We start from the raw sequence: 17,062 nt of genomic DNA on the forward strand, positions 1-17,062 counted from the left end.
TTTACTTGTGATCCAGGTGATCTATCTCTTTATTTTCCTCCTTTAAACTGCCTTTTTTCCTTTTATAAAAACGGACGATCAGCTTGTCCATACATTCGCTCATTTTAAGTACCTGCCGGCTCTGTAAGTGTGATTTTTCCTTTTCCACAACCATTTCTAAAATCTTTCTTTGCACTTCCAGGTCATCGGGAAAATCTTTTTTACCTTCATTAAAAATCTTTATCAAATCCTTTCCCTTTTTTTGTGTGCGGTTCATTTATCGCTTCCGGTTTCTCTTCTCTTTGGAAAGAGAGCCCTCATCATGAAAAAAGATTTCTTCCACCCCCACTTCAAAAAAGTCGGCAATTTTTTTGGCCAGGAGCAAGGGAGGATTTCGATCACCTGTTTCGATCATGTTATAAAAACTGCGGGAGATGTTCAGTTGGGCTGCTACCTTTTCTTGAGTAAGCCTGATCCCAAGCTCTTTTCCTTTTTGCTTTCTCAATTCCACAAGCCGTTTTCTCAACATATTACCTCCTCTACCGAAACATTTTTCTGGAAATTCCTACAGAATTTATCATACGTCACAAATGGAGACAGTGTCAACTGTTTTTTCCATGTTCCGTTCGTTTGCGTGACTCGGCTTTCCAAATGTCACATTTTGTGATATTATTTTCCTGGAGGTAGATATGATGATTGGTCCATATTTAAGGGAATTGCGCAAGGAAAAAGGTATTTCCCAGTACGCACTGGCCAAAGAATTAAACCTGGGCCGTTCCACCATTACCCAATATGAGACAGGAGACCGCATGCCCGATTATGGGACCTTGCTTAATATTGCCCATTATTTTTCTGTCTCCACTGATTATTTGCTCGGGAACAGCAAGGTGAGAAAAATCCAGGGCTTTATCCCGCTGATTACCTTCGATGAAGATTACATCCCATCGGATCACCTGCACATCTTCCAGGATCCTGCTTCTGCCTACCAACCTGATGAGCTTTTTTACTACCTGGTCCCGGACGACAATATGATCGGCGCCCGGATCATGAAAGGAGATATCGCCCTGGTCAAAAAGCAGGACCAGGTGGAAAACGGCGATATTGCCCTTGTTTCCGTAAAAAATGAGAAAGCAGCTTTAAAAAGAGTGTATAAAAGCCCCGACCATTACATCCTGCACATGGATCATCCCCATTATCAACCCACCTTCATCAATCTCCAGGACGTTGAAATTATCGGCAAAGTCATCGAGGTGCGCTTTAAGTTATAAATTTCCTGGCCCGGAACCGCAAAAAAATATTTGGCCTTATGGGAAAACGACAAGGCCAAATCTAATGTTCTTTGCTATGCCTTTTGCTTCATGGACCAGCCATCGATCTGCGCTGTATACACCCTATTTTCGCAATAAATTGCTCATTTGCCGGACTAAATTGGAAAAGTTGGTATTCAGGATGCCGATCTGATCGCCCAGTCTCCTGATTTCCTTTTCCATCACGGCGACTTTTAGTCCCATATTATTGTTGTCCGTTACCCCGATCACTGCACCGCAAAAGCTGCACTGGACAAACAAAAGTTTTGCCGCCAAATTCTTTGGTTCATTTACCACCACCTCAAAATCATGGCGTCCGCATCTGGGACAGGTCGAAGTCATTTTATCACCTTCTTTGCTGTTTCATATGGATCGTTTAAATGTGATTTACATACCCTAATGGTATTCAGCACAAGCCTGTGATCCTGCTTAGGAGGAAAAATAAAATGATTCAATACTGGAAGCATCAGATAACCGGAGAAATTTACGCAGTGGACATGCTGGACCAGGAAATTACAAATGCCTACGGACCCCTAACGGATACCTATTTCCGCGCACGAATGGCCCGGAACTTAAACTTTAACTATGATCATGCCGTTGATCTCACCTGGCTGAAGCAGCATCAGGATGATTTTTCCCTCCTTCAGCCGGAGCTGCATCCCCTGCCCGGACCTTTCAGTAAAAAGTCCTGGATCATCAGAATGCTCAATAAGTGATTAGAGAACCTTAAATTTCACCGCCATATTCTGCAGATTTTCCGCCATATGGGCGGTTTCGTCGGCGGAAGCGGCAATCTGTTCAATGCTGGCGGCCGACTCTTCCGTTACAGCGGAAATATTCTCGATGGATTGGGCCACATCCTGGACGCTTCCTGCCGCATTGCGGGCAGCCAGGCTCATTTTTTGCACCATTTGATTATTTTCCTGAACCATGGTATAGATCTGCTCAAAAGCCGCCTGGGCATCCACGGTCATTTTACTTCCTTTTTCGGATGCTTCTACCGCTTTGGCAATATCATCCTGGATCACCTTGATCAAGTCGGCAATCTCTTTGGTCGCCTTGCCGGACCGTTCCGCCAGCTTGCGCACCTCTTCCGCCACCACGGCAAACCCTCTGCCGTGCTCCCCTGCCCTTGCCGCTTCAATGGCCGCATTGAGAGCCAAAAGATTGGTCTGGTCCGAAATGTCATTGATCACCGCAAGAATCTCTCCGATTTGGCTGGAGTTCTTGCCCAGCTTCTGCATATTGGCGTTAATGGTCTGCATCCCTTCGTCGACAAAGCCGACTGTGGCTTTTCCTTTGTGGGTGGTATCGGAAGCCTTCGCGGCCATTTCCAGCGCCACTGCGGCGGAATCTACCACAGCAGTAGCATCGCTTGTGATTTTTTCCATGGACTGAGCCACCTGCTGGACATGCTTGGCTTCTTCCTGTATGCCGAGGGAAATCTGCTGGGTGCTGGCCGACATCTGTTGCGAGGCGGATGTCACTTGATGGGCGGTTTGAAAGAGACGATTTAAGATCTCATTTTGATTGGTATTGGTGGCTTTAATCGCTTGTCCCAAGATGCCGAAGGCATCGCGCCGGTTGATCAAGGCCTGCTCAATCAATTTTGCCTCCGTCTCTTTATATTTGCTTTGATGCAGCACAATGCTCTTTTGGATTTCTTTGATATCTTTTAACTCGATATCCATGCCCACCATACCGACAAATTTCCTCTTGATGATGATGGGCAGAGCCACCGTGGTCATCAATACTTTCTGTCCGTCCAGCTCAAAATAATAAGGGTCCGTGATGGTAATCTGGCCGGTTTTTTTGGGCTCCCGGTACCAAGGCTCATCTTCAATATTCGTTAATGCCATCAAATCTACCTGATCCTTGGCCCAATAGTAATAGGGGGTAAACCGCCCTTTATCATAATAATCTACCTTGGTATAATCCGCATCCCTGCCGTCAAAAGCATTGGGCTCCCAAAGCACGGACAGGCCGATAAATTCCTTATTTTGCTCCACCGCTCTTTTTTGTATTTTCAGCACGGCGGCCCGGTCGGTATGATTGTTCTTTTTCATGGCGGCCAGTTCTTGAACCAAATCGCTGCCCAGCTTCACTGCTTTGTCAAGAACCAGATAATCCCCTAAGGATCCCCTTTTTAAATATTCGATGGCGAATTCTAAATTTTTTGAGAAAGAATGGGTTTGAGAAAATGCCAGTACAATGAGGATAATAACACCGATCATCAAAACCGGAAATGCAAAACTCGAATTTCTAAATATCATCCCAATTAAAATCAAAACTGATGATAACAAAATGACCCATCGGTTCTGCATCAAAAGATACTTCACTAAAAAACCTCCTTCTATCTGATATTTTTCTCCCCAAACTTGATAATCCTAAGGGGCAACACCATCCTGTAATTTTTTTATTTCTCCAAATTTTCCAAATTTCCTGCCTCAATTTACATATGAATGGGGTTTCTTGCAAAAAAACAATTATTTTGATCCGGCAACATTTATTGCCATTTTCTCCATTCCTTACTGTTCCGGATCATTTTTTCGGCCTAAGCGTAAAAACAATAAGCTCATCAGGAAATAAAAGGCGCTGAAGATGGTATCATTGGTTAATGCCAATCCCTTCACAAATTCGTCATACCGGATTAAGAGGGGTATTTTTGAAGGTAAAGATAAAGCGTTCAGCACCAAAGGATAATAAAGAAAAATACTCAATACCGTGCTTTGAAGTGCCATTAATCCCAAACAAATGGCGATGGGCTTATGCAGAAAATTCCCCTTCAGACTGTAGAGCCTCAAGGCAATGAAAATCAAAACCGCTCCTTTAGCCAATAAAACCAGGGAACCATAAACAACATGTGTCAGTAAAAAGATGGCGAAGGGCAGCCAGATGGAGAGGGTGATCGGTTTATCCACGCGATCATAATTTAATTCTCTGTGTAAATAAATGCGGAAAAAATACAAAATTGCCCCATAAAAAACCAAACCGATGCCGCTAATAAGAGAGATTCCGACATTTCTCGCCATCTGAAAGGAATCAAAAAAGGCTACCCACATCAAGGCAAAGATGGAAACAAAACCGGCAATCTTATAGATGATAGGATTTTCCATAAAAAAACCTCCTACTGGACCTAATTACATTATAGCCAAGTGTCTTGTCGGAAACGTAAAAATTGTGTCGAATAACAAATTATTCCTTTATTGATATTTATTTCTATGGCAAATAAGTTCCATTTTTCTCCCTTTTTCATACAAAATAAAAAACCACCTCTGGGGACGGTGGCTGCAAAATCGCTTTTCTGTCAGGAATCAATGGTTCAGCTTTTTCCTTTCTCCAACATCATGTGAATAAAAATGGGCACCAGTTCCGGGTCGAATTGGGTCCCGGCACATTTTTTCAGTTCCCTCAATGAATCGCGGAAGGAAAGGGCCTTTTTGTAAGGCCGGTCATTGGTCATGACATCAAAGGTATCTGCAATGGCCAGGATTCGGCACTCAATGGGGATCTCTTCTCCTCTCAGCCCGCAGGGGTATCCGTTTCCGTCCCACCACTCGTGGTGTTTTAAGATCCAATCGGCGATCGGGGCCAGATCGGGAGAGGACAAGGCGATGCGATAGCCAATCTCGCAATGGGATTTCATTTTTTCTCTTTCTTGGGCGTTAAGCTGACTTTTTTTCTTTAAAATATGATCCGGAATCGCCACTTTACCGACGTCATGAAACTGGGCAAACAATTGCAAGTCACTGTATTTTTTCTTGGGGATGCCTGCAATTTCCGCAAAATCCAGGACCAGGCCGCCCAGTCTGATCCCATGCTGCTCGGTAACAATATCCCTTAATTCCAGGGTTTTTAATAAGGTTTTCACAATATGGCTTCGGACACTTTCTCTTTGATGAAGTTTTTCCCGGTACATATTATTGTCCGCATGCTGGTAAAGGTCTTCCAGCCGGGTCTCTTCACAGGTAAAGGCATAGCCGATGGAAATATTCAAAGGCACTTCCGGTTGGGACGCATTATACAGCTTGATGCCATCTGCCAGTCTTTGATTGGATTTTAACATCATTTTTTCGGTGCACCCGGAAAGTAAGACGGCAAATTCGTCTCCGCCGATGCGGGCGACGATATCCGTATCCCTAAAACACTTCTGAATCACTTCGGCAGCGGCCTTTAATAAAAAGTCACCCTTGGCGTGACCGAGAGAATCATTCACCAATTTTAGCCCGTCCACATCACACATAATTAAGCCGATATTTTTGGTGCCCGCCAGGTGAAACTGCTCCATAATTTTTTCAAAATACATACGGTTTTTCAAACCGGTAAGGGAGTCGTGGGTACTGATGAATTCAAGCTGCCGGTCATATTTTTTCCGCTCGCTGATATCCATGATCACCCCTCGAAGCATGGCGCACTTCCCGTCCTTAAAGATGGGAATGGAATGGATCAATGTGGAGAGCCTGGTGCCGTCTTTCTTTTGCAGGACAATTTCTCTCAGGCCCGGTGTTTTTCCCGTCATGAGCGCGTAAATACTTTCCTGGACTGCTTGCCGCTGTTCCGGGATCACGGCTTCCAGAACACTAAAATTCTCTTTTAAGGTTCCCTTTTCATAGCCAAAAAAGTCCCAGGCGGACTCATTAGAGAATAACAGCTTCCCTTCCCTGTCTATTTCGAAGACCACTTCCTGGATGGAATTGAGGATTTCCCAGGACCGGGCCGCGTTTAACTCCAATTCTTTAATTCTCTTTGTTAAATACTGAATCTTTTTGTGAAAAGGATATTTCTTGATCTGCTTGCGCTTAAATTTAAGCTTCATAATATAATCTTTAACCCTCCGGATAAGTAGTCGTTCTTTGTGACTCAGCTTATAATTTCGACTAAATACAGAATTCCCCTGTCTTTAAAGACGCTTTTTGACCCCGGCCGCCTTGCGCCTGCCTGTTTGGACACCTTCCGACGGGCTGCCCCGGGCGGCAATGAAATATTTGTTAAATTATGGAGGAGTTTATTCCCTCCTGTCGAACTATTGCTCATGATCTGCGGGAAATTTAACACAATGGAGTGGTGATAACCATGCAAAATATTGGAATCATAGGGGCGGGAAAAGGAGGAGCATCGATACTGCAGTCATTTCTCAAAATTGAGAGTTTTAAAGTGATTGGGATTTGCGATGTCAACACCAGCGCTCCGGGAATCAGCCTGGCGCAGAGCTTTAGCATACCTATTTTTAACGATATTGCCCAGCTGCTGAAACTCCCGAACATTGATGTGATTATTGAGGCCACAGGAAACGAAAAGGTCCGGCAATCCATCCTCGATCATAAGGCTGCAGAAACAAGCTTAGTAGATTCCCACGCCGCCAATATGATGATGACCTTGGTGGACTCGCGGGAAGACATGATTCATCGCCTGCATATCGAAGCCGAAAACCTGGCGGAAACCGCCGCCAAATTGGAAAGCATCATTAAACAAATGTGTATAATGGTCCAGGAGGTTACGGCTTCAGCCATGGCCATGGCCCAAAGTACGGACGAATTAATGACTTCCGCCCGCGATGCCCGGCTTCATCTGGGGGAAACGAGTGAGATCCTGGACTTTATTAAAAACATCTCCAAGAAGACCAAATTGCTTGGATTAAATGCGGCCATTGAAGCGGCCCACGCCGGGGATCAAGGACGGGGTTTTGCCCTAGTCGCCGAGGAAATTCGCAACCTGGCGGAAAACAGCGGCTCCTCAGTGGAGAAGATTGTCCCCATCCTGATGAACATCGAAAATTCCATGAGTGTAATTACCGAAGGGGTATCACAGGTCGGGGCGTTAACCCAGCAACAGGCCTCGGCAACCCAGGAAGTATCCTCCAGCGTTCAGGAAATCGAGCAAATGGGAGGCTATTTATCCCAGCTGGGGAAAAATCTCGCAGCTCTTTCATAGAAATCAGGGGGAGGGCGGCAAGGCAGCCCTTTGTTTGCCACCCTCCCCCGGTGCCTGCATCATCTTGCTTCCCAGCGGATGCATGATTTATTTAAAGGCAATGATGGTGGAGGTCTGATTAATATGGCCTAAATACGCCTCCCCATAGGTGCTCAGTCCCACCGTGGGAATATCTTTAAAAATGGCGCCGTACTCGGACTGCTGTTTTTTCGCTTCCAGTTCCAGTGTCCTTAGAATACAATGGAAATTGATCAGCCCGGAAATTGTACCCAGAGAGGTTTTTAATTCATGGATTGATTTTCGGGTATCAGCCCCAATCGATGTTCCCGCCAATACCGCCAGCTCCATCCCCTCCAGTATCTGGCAATAAAACCGGATCCGGTCATCAATAATTTGCTGCGGGCTTCGTACAAAGGGTTCCTCATCTATCACCAGGCCCAGGGGATTACTCATAAATTTATCCGCCAGGGAACCGGCGTCCACCCCCAGCACCCTTGCATATTCCTGAGCAGCAGGTCTGCCGTTGAACTCTATCACCTCACGGGCCGACTCATTCACCTTGGTCGCGGTTAAAAGCTGATCGGTCACCTGGAAACTTTGGGTCTTGATAATGGAGAATTCCACCCCGGACTTGACCAAGGCCAGAATAGCCGCGTTGTGATAGGCTTGTCCCTGGGCATACACCCAGGTGCGTTTAAATTGCACATCATCCCCTGCCGAACCGCCCACGAAAACGATATTGGATTTTGATCCGATGGATGCCATGATTCTTTCCTCTGCATTGGATAAGCCGTCAAACAGCACAAAACCAAAATACTTGGCAATATCCATTTCCAGCACGGGGATTTTAAAATGCCTTTCAAAATTATTCATGGCCTGATCCACAGGGTCTTCCTGATCGATCCGGCTGAGAATCTCCACATGGATATCTTCAAAGACGGCTGGGCTAAATGCCATTGCCACAACGGAACCTTTCAGCATTTGATCGTTGACAAGCTCTCCGGCTGTAGAGCACCCAAAGACCACCGATTCCTGGAAGGCATCCTGCATGGCCCTTGATATCTGTTCCGGGAAGCAAGAGGAAGCAAAAAAGATAACCGCCTTGGGGCGCTCTATTTCAATCTGAGATTTGATCTCATTTACTGCAGCAGAAATGTCTTTTTGGGTAGAATAAGCTGTAGATATATTTTTCATTACGAGACCTCCTTCTAAAGTGTAATATTGGCTTGCTTCGCCAAAGAGGTGATTTTTTCAATCACCGCAGGATCATCCGGAGAATTTTCATCATATTTTTGAGGAATAATTCCCTGTAGACAAAGCTTGGACGCAACAAGCCTTTCTAAAACAGCATTTCCCTTGGACATTTGGGAAACATAGCTGTTGATGAGATGTCTAATTTTTCCTGCCATATTCATCCCTCCTTTATCGGCGCTTTGATACTTTTACGATAATATGACAATATTTAACACAAATTTAAAAATTCCTCTAAAATTCGACAAGGAAATTAGGAAATTCAGGGAGAGGAAATTCAGGGACGGTTCTTGAATTGAATTGCATTCAATTCAAGAACGAAATCTTTACCATAATAGGATGAAAAATCGTTTTCTAAGATAAAAACGCATAAAAAAAGTATGATCTTTTTTTGGTATTGCTTAAGCGCCAGACTAAACAACCCAGAAAGAACATACTTTTCTTTTAGTTACAAACATGGGCAGGAAATTCAAGAACCGTCCCTGAATTTCCAATTTCCTGATGTCCTTAGGCTTTATTTGTAATGGTAATCAGGGGATGGGCAGCCCTTTGTAAGGTACTTTGATCCAACGGAATGATGACCTCTATATTCGTTACCGGGATAAAAATGGGCGTATTGCCATTAGAGTCGGAGAGCACCACAACCCCTATCTCATTTTTATAAATTGTTCCAGAGGCCGAAATGATTGATCCCATATATAATTGTACATCTGTTGAAACCGGCAAATAGTCGTGCAAAGCCGTTAGCAGATTTTTATCGCACCCGGGCGGAAAGGCCGGCGGGGTAAGATAGGTGATGGATGGGTTGTATACGGTACCATCCCCTGCATAAATTGCCGTGATTGCGTCAAGAGGAATCCCATATTGCTGTCCGGCGTCATTTAAAAGAAAAATCATTCCATAAGTTCCTTCTGGTGATGAATAAAGCTGATAGGGCCTTCCGGTTACCGCGGAAGGGCTAAACCCTTTTGTATAAACTGCCATGGTACTTGTGGGGTACAATTGAACCAGCTGCTCAATAATATGTGCTAACTGAGCATAGCTGAAGCATATGGCCGTATCTGCTTCCACCGGGGTGCTGGAATAAGTTAAGACTAGCTTAGGAAAATAGTCCTCGTAAACGATATTATCCGTACCGAATTCTACCGCCGTAGTGCCGTCTGAATTGGTTAAGGCAATGCCATAGTTAGGGAAAGTCCCGTCTAACCAACTATTTACAAGTGTTGTGACATCAATTTCTACAACCGTGAATAGATCTGATGTCGTGACATTAATCTGAGACGGTGTCGCCGTATAAGAAGGACGTGTATGATATGTAACAGTATCTGTGCTAAATGGAGATGTTACTCTATTGACAACAACCGGGCTTGGCGCCGCACCGTTTTTTACAATAACAGCCAGTTGGAGCAGAGCGCTCTCAACCGCAGTTACGGGTAATGAAGGCAAAACAACTTGCAGGAGGCTGATGCATTCTTGAAAAGTTGGTTCGGTACCGGTGTAAATCAGGGGCGAAAATGAAAAATCAGTGTCCGCTAGTGCAGACGATACAAAGGTCGTATCAGGTATTCCCAATGTGACGGTTGGCATTTATTTATCCATTCCTTCCTTCAATTTTTTTGTCGCGATTCAAAATAAGCCCTTTGTATCATATGTATTGGGGGGACAGAGTGTTACTGGCTTTAGGTGCGTGAAGAGGCTTTCTTGGGCAGGCAATCGTCACCTGGCACAAATTTTTACCACATTACTGCCTCCTTTGGCACAAAATGCCCTGATTTTTCATAAGATATAATGGTACAAGCCAAATTGCATTAAATAAAAGGAGCAATCTTCATGGACCAACCAAAACATCCTCATTCAATCCTGAGAGAATTTCCTTCTATTTCCGAATACACGACCGGCAAACCGATTGAATGGGGTCAAGGTTTCCTGATCTACAGCACATTTATGGAAGAAGGTTATCATAACTATTGGATTGGCATCGTACGGCTCCGTAACGGACATTATCACCCGGTTTTCAAAAGGGTAAGTCAAATGTGGCTGCGTTCTTCCGGGCAAACGATATTAAATTCCCCTTATATTTACGTGCACTGGAATGATCATTCTGAAATAGAAGAGTGGGAAGCTATTCAAGACAAGCACGAACTTGAAGACTAGCTCCCCCATTTTTGGCCCGGATGATGGAATGGCAGAATAACCTCCGGAACAAATGTTTAGAATCTTGTTTTAAAGGTTTACTTTTTTTACTTCATACTCCAGAGGTATTGTTTGGCGTCTGTTCAACGTGCTAAAATAAAAATGCGTAAAACAACTGGTTAAGTCATTCACAAACCTCACTACTTTACTTTGTTATAATCCTTATCTTTGGTAGAAGCCGTTTTTACAACGGCTTTTTCCTATTCCGGACGTAAACTGTGCTTTTTTATGTTCCAGAGGAATTTTTGTCTGCACTCTTTTCTCTATGGCGATAAATGGGCAAATCATTGGGTATAATATCCTTAACCAATTGTTAAAGGAGTTGTACCGCCATGGATAAAAAGATCCCTGATATTAACAAAACTCCCCAACCGCACCCCCTGAGCTTTCTGCCGCCGAACCAGGATTTTATGCCTGATGACGACGACTCGGAAACCGGCTCACATCCGAGGATGAGTTCCTCAAGTAAAAAGTCCTGGATTATGAAGCTTTTAGGCAAGTAGTAAAAACCAGTGTCTAAAACCGGCCCAAGCCCGGCAAGAATATCCGGCTTGGGCTTCTTCTCCTCTCCCGGTTTTATCTCGGTGCGTTCATCCCATCGTATTGGGTCCGGATAACCGCCGGCAAGAATTGACTTCTTCAACTTCTTGCATTTTGAATCACCCGGATATCCCTTTCAGGGCTTATAGCCTGATAGGTTGATTTAGGGCAGAAAAAAAAGTATATTTAAATTGAAAAAAAATTCGCCGGGAGAATTTATGGTAACGCTTAAAACATTGGATTCCAGTATCCTAGCCCTTATCGTTTTAATCTTAATCTACCTGAATGCTTATAATCGCCTGGAAAAAGGATTCACCAATTACAGGCTGTTTATGGCATTAGTTCAAGCCAACATGGCTTTATTGATCCTTGACATTTTAGCCTGGATTTTCAACGGATTGCCAGGATCTCTCTATACGCTGTTAAATACAGGGTTTAACCTGCTGTTATATATCACGCTCCCCATCGCCCCTATCATATGGATTTTGTATGCCAATTTTCAGGTCTTCAATGATGAGAGCCAAATAGACAAATTAAAACGGTTTTTATTTCCCCTTTTTCTTATTATTGCGGCTGTATCCCTCATTAGCCTTTATACAGGTTGGTTTTTCAGTGTGGATGATCAAAATATCTACCATAGAGGAAGTTATTTTTTGTTTTATGTTTTATTCTGTTTTGCACTTCTGATGTATCCTCTGTCTTTCATTTTTGCAAACCGGCATCTCATCCGGAAAAGCGAGTATTATTCATTAGTTTTATTTATTATCCCTATCATGCTGGGCGCTACTGCTCAAATCTGCTATTATGGGGTTTCTTTTATCTGGTCGGGTATGGCCCTATCCCTCGTGGTACTTTATTTTTATATTCAGGATCGCGGGTTAAATACAGATTATCTTACAGGTGTCTATAACCGCAGGTATTTGGACAGGTATATCAAAGGAAAAATCCGGAACAGCAGAGAGGGAAAAACATTTTCCGCTATTCTCATCGATTTAGATAAATTCAAACAAATCAATGACACATGGGGTCATGATGTAGGAGATGAGGCATTACAGGATACTGTGAGAATATTAAAAGAATGTGTGCGCAATAGTGATTTCATTGCCCGGTACGGGGGAGACGAATTCCTGATCATTATTGACATCAGTACCCGTTACATGCTTGAACAAACCATTGAAAGAATTAAAGCCTGTCTGGAGCGTTTCAATAAAGATAGCCAAAAGCCTTATAAATTGAGCTTCGGCATCGGATATGACGTATATGATGATAAAACAAAAATGAAAACAGACGACTTTTTCAGGCATATCGATACGCTTATGTATCACAATAAAAACACCAGATGTTAAGCAGGAGGCGGACCATTCATCATTTGGCCCGCTTCCAATTTACCACGTGATACCACCAACAATGGTATCTCTCTTTCTGTTCCATTTGTGATAAAAAGCCCTGCTCCAGTAGAGCAGGGCTGATATTTTATATTGACGCAGGGAATATTTTATGAGTCAAATATACATTCGCCAAGGAATTCAAGAACAATTAAAATAATAATCAGATCGACGATATCATCAAAAACATCGCCCTTCCTGTTAAGAAGCCCCAATTTCAGCCTCCTTCCCTTTTGTCTCCTGTTACATCATATGCATGTACAAGGAAGCTGGACACGCCCTAAAGAAAAAAGCCCTGCCGCCGAAGCGAGAGGGCTTATCTCACCCTTAAGACTTCAGTCTTCCGTAAAGGCGAAGGGAAACTACGGCCACCTCTGCCCGAGTAACCGGTTTTCCGGCTCGAAGGCAGCCTCCGAGGTACCGCTGACCACTCCCAAGCCAGCAGCTTTTTCCACGGCAGAGGCATACCATCTTTTCGGATCCACATCTTGAAATTTTCCCGTCTGATTGTCCTCAGGTATTAAATCTAACAGCCTGTAAGTTTTCATAATGGAGATAAGCTTCCTAAAGTTAATATCAAATGAAAAATTCATCTATCCTAGATTGACCTGCCGGAAAGAAAGTCCCGGAATTTTTTCTTATTTTTTTCTTTGTCTATATCTCCCATTTCTTCATTAAAGATCCGGTAAAAGCCCAAGCAATGTTTACCGGAATATTCATTATTTAGGCCATTCTCGGGGAAAATCGCATGATAATGGTGAATAATGAGAGCTCAGGTAATACTTACTTGCATCATTCTCGTTGTATCTATAGTAGTATAATAACCATACATTTTCTGCCCATAAAAAAGCAGAAAAAATAACACAAGAGGAAAAGAATGGAGGAATGTTTTATGAAAAAAGTAACTCGTCTAGGCCTGCTTGTGTGCCTAACTATGGTATTTGCCCTGCTCTCTTCAGGCATGGCATTCGCCGCTAGCGGAACCACATGCCCCCTGAAAAACGCTGGTTCCCAACAAATTCCTGTAGACCAATTACAGAATTCGTTAGGCTCAGGCTCTTGCGCCGGTAATACCGCTTGCGCTGAAAAGTCATGTACTGACTTGAATTCATGTACTCTGAAGAACCTGTGTCAAAATCCTTTGACCTGTCTTTTACCAAACGGGGCAACTAAGGCAGCTGCCGATACCAATACCAGTACTTGCCCTAAAGCAAGCAAAAATACGGTGACCAAGATTGGGAACAGCACGGCAAATGCCAACGCAGTAACCAAGAATGCAAACAGCACTTGCCCCTTATCTAAAATACTTTCCTTAAAGTAACACCTGAACAGGTACCAATAAGGGTTCCGACGGCATAACCGTGGGAACCCTTTCACCTATTCCTCTATGCCAATCAGCCAAATCGGGCAATTCAGCCCAATAGCCGTTAATGTTTTCCGGGCAATATCAAAATAAGCCATTCTGGATATGGCATTTTTCCGGTGCGCAAAGTATTTACCGGGATTGCTCATGACGATCTCGATACCGAGAGACAACCTCCGTTCATAATATGCCAGCCTAAACCCGCAAAAATCTTTAAACATCAGATCTACTTTACCGAACTGGATTTCAATTTGAACTAAGTTTCCGCTAAAATCCTTGGCGAAGTCTGAATGCCAATCTGCTCCCACAGTTGTTGAGGTTGCACATAGTTCCCCCTTGTTCCCGTTGACGATTTGATCTTTGTAGAGAGAAAGACCTAGTTCCGGGGGACAGGTTTCAGTTATGCCGGAAGGGACGCTATGATAATTCCAATCCCGTGACCCCAAAAGCCAAAATAGATCACGGTTTATTTCAGATTGTCTTGTCCGCTTTGGTAACTCTAAAATAGTACCGATCACTTCATTAGAAAGATCAGGGGAAATAGAATTGATATATTCCGGTGAGCAATTATAAAAGAGCTGTTTGTATTTCATTGATTGTCACCTCTCATCTACACAACACCCTGAAACAAGGATATTATTTATAACATTTTTACACCCATCCCCGTTTTCCTGCTTAACCCGGCATCATGCAAAAAATTTGTCTATCCTACGGCCCGCATCTCGAAGAAAGCCGGACTTTGATTAGATAAGATCTGCAAATTCCGTCCGAAATAAAAGGCCCTGCCTCCGAAGAGACAGGGTTTAAAGTTAACAAGAATGTTTATTATTAAATACACAGCAGCACAAGAACTCCAGTACGATTAAAACAATAATTATGTCTATTATGCAATCAAAGCACCCATTTCCTCCACGCATACCCATATGTAGGCCCTCCTTTCGATTTGTTAATACATAATATGCTTGGGAGGAAAAAGAGGACACACATAGATAAAAAGCCCCACCCCGAAGGGAAGAGCTCTTGTACCAGGATCGGAGCGGCTAGAGCCACATCAAACAGGAAGCCGTTTCCCTTAGGACAAAATCACTATTTTTTTGCACTATCGTACAAAACACGGCAACCCAACTAAGGCCTTGCGTTCAATAATTTTTTTCCCTCTAGCGGATAATTTTGAGGCTGGGTCAAGTTGACGATTCATTATTTGTTATCTTAAACTAACTATTAGAAAGAAGGTGTTTTTTATGGCCGGCTATTTTATCAAAAAGCATTATAAAACTAACGACCTATATCCCGGTGAAGATGGTCTTCATTTTAGCAGGCGGGCATACGCTCAAGCGGAAGCCTTCTCCAGCTGTCAAGGATTTCTCCTATATGAAACAAAACAAGGGGATCCGGGGAGCCTAAAAGGTTCCGGTACACTTTACGGATATGGTCACCCCATCGGTAAGCCCGATTATTCGTCATCACCAAGGGTAGCAAATGGGCAAACTTTTCCTTACTCCGTGGCTATCATTATTGAAGGGCAAATGACCGATAGAACTAAAGGGATCTCATTAGATACCCTCAGAAAAAAGTACGGAATTAATATGTGTAGGATTCTTGGAGGGATTGTTCCGGTAAATGAAGATATTTTCCTCGATTTAAAAAAGGAACTGGTTAAAAGAATCCGGGAAGAAAGTAAGGCTTAAGCCATGCACCTAATTTCCTGCTGAATCTGGTATAATATGAAAAATTTGTCTGGTGATAAGATTGACTTGGCTTTGCTAAAAGCTTACACTATTGCTGAGGATGGGTTATCCACCCTATTGATCATGAAACCTAAAAGACCTGCCCTTTTGATAAAGGGGCCGACAAGTCTTAAACTAGAAAAGAGGCCGTAAAGTGATTAGAGCTATTGCATTACTGATAGTTGTTGGAATGGTCCTTTATTTCCTTCTGGAAATGAAGGCAAGACTTTTTCCAAAGGCAGAACGGGAGTGGAAAACTGTTTATCCCACCGACCCCACATTACTGAATGAGCCAAAACTGCCGGAGGATGAAAATCCCGACAAAAATAAAACTAATTAGAGATGTTTTTTACACCCTAAGGCTGATTTGGTTAAGAGAGAATAGAAAGAATCAGGCCGGAAAAAGGAGGGAAAACCACAATGGATAACGAGAAATTTCAAGAATTGGTTTTAAAGAAACTAGATGTCTTTGAAAAAAAATTTGAGCAAAATGACAGATTTCAAGAATTGGTTTTAAATCATATGGCCCATTTGACTCAAGACATGACAGAATTAAAACAAACTGTTGGAGATATTAATGACAGAGTAGGGAAACTGGAAGTCAAAGTAGAGCATGAAGTTATGGGAAAAATAAATGTCCTTTTTGACGTCCAGCAACAACATACCGAACAGCTTAACCGAATTGAAGAGAAAGTCAGTACTCATGAGGAATTTATTATTAAACGGATTAAGTAGAAATCAAGGAAGGTTCCGTGATGATTAACATTCGTAGCCGCATAAATAATTTAGTCAAAAAATACGGCACCAGGGATCCGGTCAAGCCGGTCAAGATTGCGCATGCTCTCGGGATCAATATTACTTATATGCCGCTAAAACCTAATACCAAGGGATTTTTTATCCATATCCGCCGGAATAAATATATTGTGATCAATAGCAATCTGTCCGAATTTGAGCAAAGAATAGTGCTCACCCACGAGTTGGGCCACGCCATCCTCCATTCCAACCGAAAAATTGATATGATCCGGAAGTACACCCTTTTCCCCAAAGGCATCCACGAAAATGAGGCCAATGAGTTCGTGGCCGAGCTGCTAATTCCGGATGTTGATCAAAATTTGCTGGTAGGCATGACATATGATCAAATCGGCCAGTACTTCGGGGTACCTAAGGAACTGGTGATGTTTAAGTTTAATAGAAAAAAGGCCTGCATCTATAAAAGAGGCGGGTCTTTATATTTTGCAACCAATTCGACAAAATATAACATGTTTTGATAATAATTTATTCCTAACTTATTACAAAAATTAGTATCAATTTTTTCTATAATATTAAATAATAAGCGAGGGTGTAAATGATGAGATATGCAATTATTGACAACTCAACGTTAACCGC

Annotated in this window: 22 protein-coding genes; 10 read left to right on the plus strand and 12 right to left on the minus strand. The window is 43.1% G+C overall.

All coding sequences use genetic code 11. From position 1 onward, the window contains the following. Position 1 precedes the first annotated feature (1 nt). Together DCMF_RS06930 and DCMF_RS06935 are read right to left on the minus strand one after the other, a co-directional pair. Entirely contained in the window at positions 2–256 is a 255-nt protein-coding gene (locus DCMF_RS06930; RefSeq protein ID WP_148133750.1) for a Spo0E family sporulation regulatory protein-aspartic acid phosphatase, read from the minus strand. Further along, positions 257–508 (minus strand): helix-turn-helix transcriptional regulator, encoded by a 252-nt coding sequence (locus DCMF_RS06935; protein WP_148133751.1) that lies wholly within the window; start codon positions 506–508, stop codon positions 257–259. Between the two features lie 160 nt (positions 509–668). On the opposite strand from DCMF_RS06935, the gene DCMF_RS06940 reads away from it, so the two are divergent. Next, the gene (locus DCMF_RS06940; protein ID WP_148133752.1) at positions 669–1,247 is read left to right on the plus strand and encodes a LexA family protein; all 579 of its coding nucleotides are present in this window, start codon (positions 669–671) and stop codon (positions 1,245–1,247) included. Positions 1,248–1,370: 123 nt separating this feature from the next. Here the strand turns inward: DCMF_RS06940 and DCMF_RS06945 are convergent, their stop codons facing one another. Then, complete coding sequence (locus tag DCMF_RS06945; protein ID WP_148133753.1) at positions 1,371–1,628, minus strand: hypothetical protein; 258 nt, start codon at positions 1,626–1,628, stop codon at positions 1,371–1,373. Positions 1,629–1,732: 104 nt separating this feature from the next. Between DCMF_RS06945 and DCMF_RS06950 the strand changes: the two genes are divergently transcribed. Then, the gene (locus tag DCMF_RS06950; RefSeq protein ID WP_148133754.1) at positions 1,733–2,002 is read left to right on the plus strand and encodes a hypothetical protein; all 270 of its coding nucleotides are present in this window, start codon (positions 1,733–1,735) and stop codon (positions 2,000–2,002) included. Here the strand turns inward: DCMF_RS06950 and DCMF_RS06955 are convergent, their stop codons facing one another. From DCMF_RS06955 to DCMF_RS06965, 3 genes are all read right to left on the minus strand, one after another. Then, complete coding sequence (locus tag DCMF_RS06955; protein WP_214659164.1) at positions 2,003–3,625, minus strand: methyl-accepting chemotaxis protein; 1,623 nt, start codon at positions 3,623–3,625, stop codon at positions 2,003–2,005. It lies immediately after the preceding gene. A gap of 189 nt (positions 3,626–3,814) precedes the next feature. Next, a complete protein-coding gene (locus DCMF_RS06960) occupies positions 3,815–4,402 on the minus strand; it encodes a hypothetical protein (RefSeq protein WP_148133755.1) in 588 nt (195 codons plus the stop codon). 206 nt (positions 4,403–4,608) lie between these two features. Beyond that, the gene (locus DCMF_RS06965) at positions 4,609–6,102 is read right to left on the minus strand and encodes a sensor domain-containing diguanylate cyclase/phosphohydrolase (RefSeq protein WP_148133756.1); all 1,494 of its coding nucleotides are present in this window, start codon (positions 6,100–6,102) and stop codon (positions 4,609–4,611) included. A 257-nt stretch (positions 6,103–6,359) separates the two neighbouring features. Between DCMF_RS06965 and DCMF_RS06970 the strand changes: the two genes are divergently transcribed. Then, complete coding sequence (locus tag DCMF_RS06970) at positions 6,360–7,217, plus strand: methyl-accepting chemotaxis protein (RefSeq protein ID WP_148133757.1); 858 nt, start codon at positions 6,360–6,362, stop codon at positions 7,215–7,217. Positions 7,218–7,304: 87 nt separating this feature from the next. Here DCMF_RS06970 and DCMF_RS06975 read toward each other — a convergent pair whose 3' ends face one another. The 3 genes from DCMF_RS06975 to DCMF_RS06985 form a co-directional block, all read right to left on the minus strand. Continuing rightward, entirely contained in the window at positions 7,305–8,411 is a 1,107-nt protein-coding gene (locus tag DCMF_RS06975; protein WP_148133758.1) for an FIST signal transduction protein, read from the minus strand. A gap of 14 nt (positions 8,412–8,425) precedes the next feature. Next, complete coding sequence (locus DCMF_RS06980) at positions 8,426–8,626, minus strand: hypothetical protein (protein ID WP_148133759.1); 201 nt, start codon at positions 8,624–8,626, stop codon at positions 8,426–8,428. 349 nt (positions 8,627–8,975) lie between these two features. After that, positions 8,976–10,055 carry a DNRLRE domain-containing protein gene (locus DCMF_RS06985; RefSeq protein ID WP_148133760.1) on the minus strand — a complete coding sequence of 360 codons (1,080 nt, stop codon included), beginning with the start codon at positions 10,053–10,055 and terminating at the stop codon, positions 8,976–8,978. Between the two features lie 243 nt (positions 10,056–10,298). On the opposite strand from DCMF_RS06985, the gene DCMF_RS06990 reads away from it, so the two are divergent. Next, positions 10,299–10,622 (plus strand): hypothetical protein, encoded by a 324-nt coding sequence (locus DCMF_RS06990; protein WP_148133761.1) that lies wholly within the window; start codon positions 10,299–10,301, stop codon positions 10,620–10,622. Positions 10,623–10,974: 352 nt separating this feature from the next. On the opposite strand, the gene DCMF_RS06995 is transcribed toward DCMF_RS06990, so the two are convergent. Beyond that, complete coding sequence (locus DCMF_RS06995; RefSeq protein WP_148133762.1) at positions 10,975–11,304, minus strand: hypothetical protein; 330 nt, start codon at positions 11,302–11,304, stop codon at positions 10,975–10,977. A gap of 115 nt (positions 11,305–11,419) precedes the next feature. Between DCMF_RS06995 and DCMF_RS07000 the strand changes: the two genes are divergently transcribed. Beyond that, positions 11,420–12,547, plus strand: coding sequence for a GGDEF domain-containing protein (locus DCMF_RS07000; RefSeq protein ID WP_148133763.1), 1,128 nt, complete (start codon positions 11,420–11,422; stop codon positions 12,545–12,547). 401 nt (positions 12,548–12,948) lie between these two features. On the opposite strand, the gene DCMF_RS07005 is transcribed toward DCMF_RS07000, so the two are convergent. Continuing rightward, positions 12,949–13,134, minus strand: coding sequence for an S-layer homology domain-containing protein (locus DCMF_RS07005; protein ID WP_214659165.1), 186 nt, complete (start codon positions 13,132–13,134; stop codon positions 12,949–12,951). A gap of 344 nt (positions 13,135–13,478) precedes the next feature. Here DCMF_RS07005 and DCMF_RS07010 point away from each other — a divergent pair, with 344 nt between their 5' ends. Then, a complete protein-coding gene (locus tag DCMF_RS07010; protein ID WP_148133765.1) occupies positions 13,479–13,907 on the plus strand; it encodes a hypothetical protein in 429 nt (142 codons plus the stop codon). 56 nt (positions 13,908–13,963) lie between these two features. Here the strand turns inward: DCMF_RS07010 and DCMF_RS07015 are convergent, their stop codons facing one another. Then, entirely contained in the window at positions 13,964–14,542 is a 579-nt protein-coding gene (locus DCMF_RS07015; RefSeq protein WP_148133766.1) for a BglII/BstYI family type II restriction endonuclease, read from the minus strand. A 648-nt stretch (positions 14,543–15,190) separates the two neighbouring features. Between DCMF_RS07015 and DCMF_RS07020 the strand changes: the two genes are divergently transcribed. From DCMF_RS07020 to DCMF_RS07035, 4 genes are all read left to right on the plus strand, one after another. After that, positions 15,191–15,637, plus strand: coding sequence for a hypothetical protein (locus tag DCMF_RS07020; RefSeq protein WP_148133767.1), 447 nt, complete (start codon positions 15,191–15,193; stop codon positions 15,635–15,637). Between the two features lie 193 nt (positions 15,638–15,830). Beyond that, complete coding sequence (locus DCMF_RS07025) at positions 15,831–16,016, plus strand: hypothetical protein (protein ID WP_148133768.1); 186 nt, start codon at positions 15,831–15,833, stop codon at positions 16,014–16,016. A gap of 80 nt (positions 16,017–16,096) precedes the next feature. After that, positions 16,097–16,411 carry a hypothetical protein gene (locus tag DCMF_RS07030; protein WP_148133769.1) on the plus strand — a complete coding sequence of 105 codons (315 nt, stop codon included), beginning with the start codon at positions 16,097–16,099 and terminating at the stop codon, positions 16,409–16,411. A 20-nt stretch (positions 16,412–16,431) separates the two neighbouring features. Beyond that, positions 16,432–16,944 (plus strand): ImmA/IrrE family metallo-endopeptidase, encoded by a 513-nt coding sequence (locus DCMF_RS07035; RefSeq protein ID WP_148133770.1) that lies wholly within the window; start codon positions 16,432–16,434, stop codon positions 16,942–16,944. Positions 16,945–17,062: the final 118 nt, after the last annotated feature.

It is taken from the genome of Candidatus Formimonas warabiya (assembly GCF_002777255.1).
GTDB classification, from domain to species: Bacteria; Bacillota; Dehalobacteriia; order Dehalobacteriales; family Dehalobacteriaceae; genus Formimonas; species Formimonas warabiya.

Bases quoted from the DNA above. Each gene is read 5' to 3' on its own strand.
- DCMF_RS06930 (WP_148133750.1), bottom strand. From the start codon at position 256: ATGAACCGCACACAAAAAAAGGGAAAGGATTTGATAAAGATTTTTAAT.
- DCMF_RS06970 (WP_148133757.1), top strand. From the start codon at position 6,360: ATGCAAAATATTGGAATCATAGGGGCGGGAAAAGGAGGAGCATCGATA.
- DCMF_RS07005 (WP_214659165.1), bottom strand. From the start codon at position 13,134: ATGAAAACTTACAGGCTGTTAGATTTAATACCTGAGGACAATCAGACG.
- DCMF_RS06985 (WP_148133760.1), bottom strand. From the start codon at position 10,055: ATGCCAACCGTCACATTGGGAATACCTGATACGACCTTTGTATCGTCT.
- DCMF_RS06990 (WP_148133761.1), top strand. From the start codon at position 10,299: ATGGACCAACCAAAACATCCTCATTCAATCCTGAGAGAATTTCCTTCT.
- DCMF_RS06960 (WP_148133755.1), bottom strand. From the start codon at position 4,402: ATGGAAAATCCTATCATCTATAAGATTGCCGGTTTTGTTTCCATCTTT.
- DCMF_RS07015 (WP_148133766.1), bottom strand. From the start codon at position 14,542: ATGAAATACAAACAGCTCTTTTATAATTGCTCACCGGAATATATCAAT.
- DCMF_RS06980 (WP_148133759.1), bottom strand. From the start codon at position 8,626: ATGGCAGGAAAAATTAGACATCTCATCAACAGCTATGTTTCCCAAATG.
- DCMF_RS06945 (WP_148133753.1), bottom strand. From the start codon at position 1,628: ATGACTTCGACCTGTCCCAGATGCGGACGCCATGATTTTGAGGTGGTG.
- DCMF_RS07020 (WP_148133767.1), top strand. From the start codon at position 15,191: ATGGCCGGCTATTTTATCAAAAAGCATTATAAAACTAACGACCTATAT.
- DCMF_RS06975 (WP_148133758.1), bottom strand. From the start codon at position 8,411: ATGAAAAATATATCTACAGCTTATTCTACCCAAAAAGACATTTCTGCT.
- DCMF_RS06935 (WP_148133751.1), bottom strand. From the start codon at position 508: ATGTTGAGAAAACGGCTTGTGGAATTGAGAAAGCAAAAAGGAAAAGAG.
- DCMF_RS06965 (WP_148133756.1), bottom strand. From the start codon at position 6,102: ATGAAGCTTAAATTTAAGCGCAAGCAGATCAAGAAATATCCTTTTCAC.
- DCMF_RS07010 (WP_148133765.1), top strand. From the start codon at position 13,479: ATGAAAAAAGTAACTCGTCTAGGCCTGCTTGTGTGCCTAACTATGGTA.
- DCMF_RS07000 (WP_148133763.1), top strand. From the start codon at position 11,420: ATGGTAACGCTTAAAACATTGGATTCCAGTATCCTAGCCCTTATCGTT.
- DCMF_RS07035 (WP_148133770.1), top strand. From the start codon at position 16,432: ATGATTAACATTCGTAGCCGCATAAATAATTTAGTCAAAAAATACGGC.
- DCMF_RS07030 (WP_148133769.1), top strand. From the start codon at position 16,097: ATGGATAACGAGAAATTTCAAGAATTGGTTTTAAAGAAACTAGATGTC.
- DCMF_RS06950 (WP_148133754.1), top strand. From the start codon at position 1,733: ATGATTCAATACTGGAAGCATCAGATAACCGGAGAAATTTACGCAGTG.
- DCMF_RS06940 (WP_148133752.1), top strand. From the start codon at position 669: ATGATGATTGGTCCATATTTAAGGGAATTGCGCAAGGAAAAAGGTATT.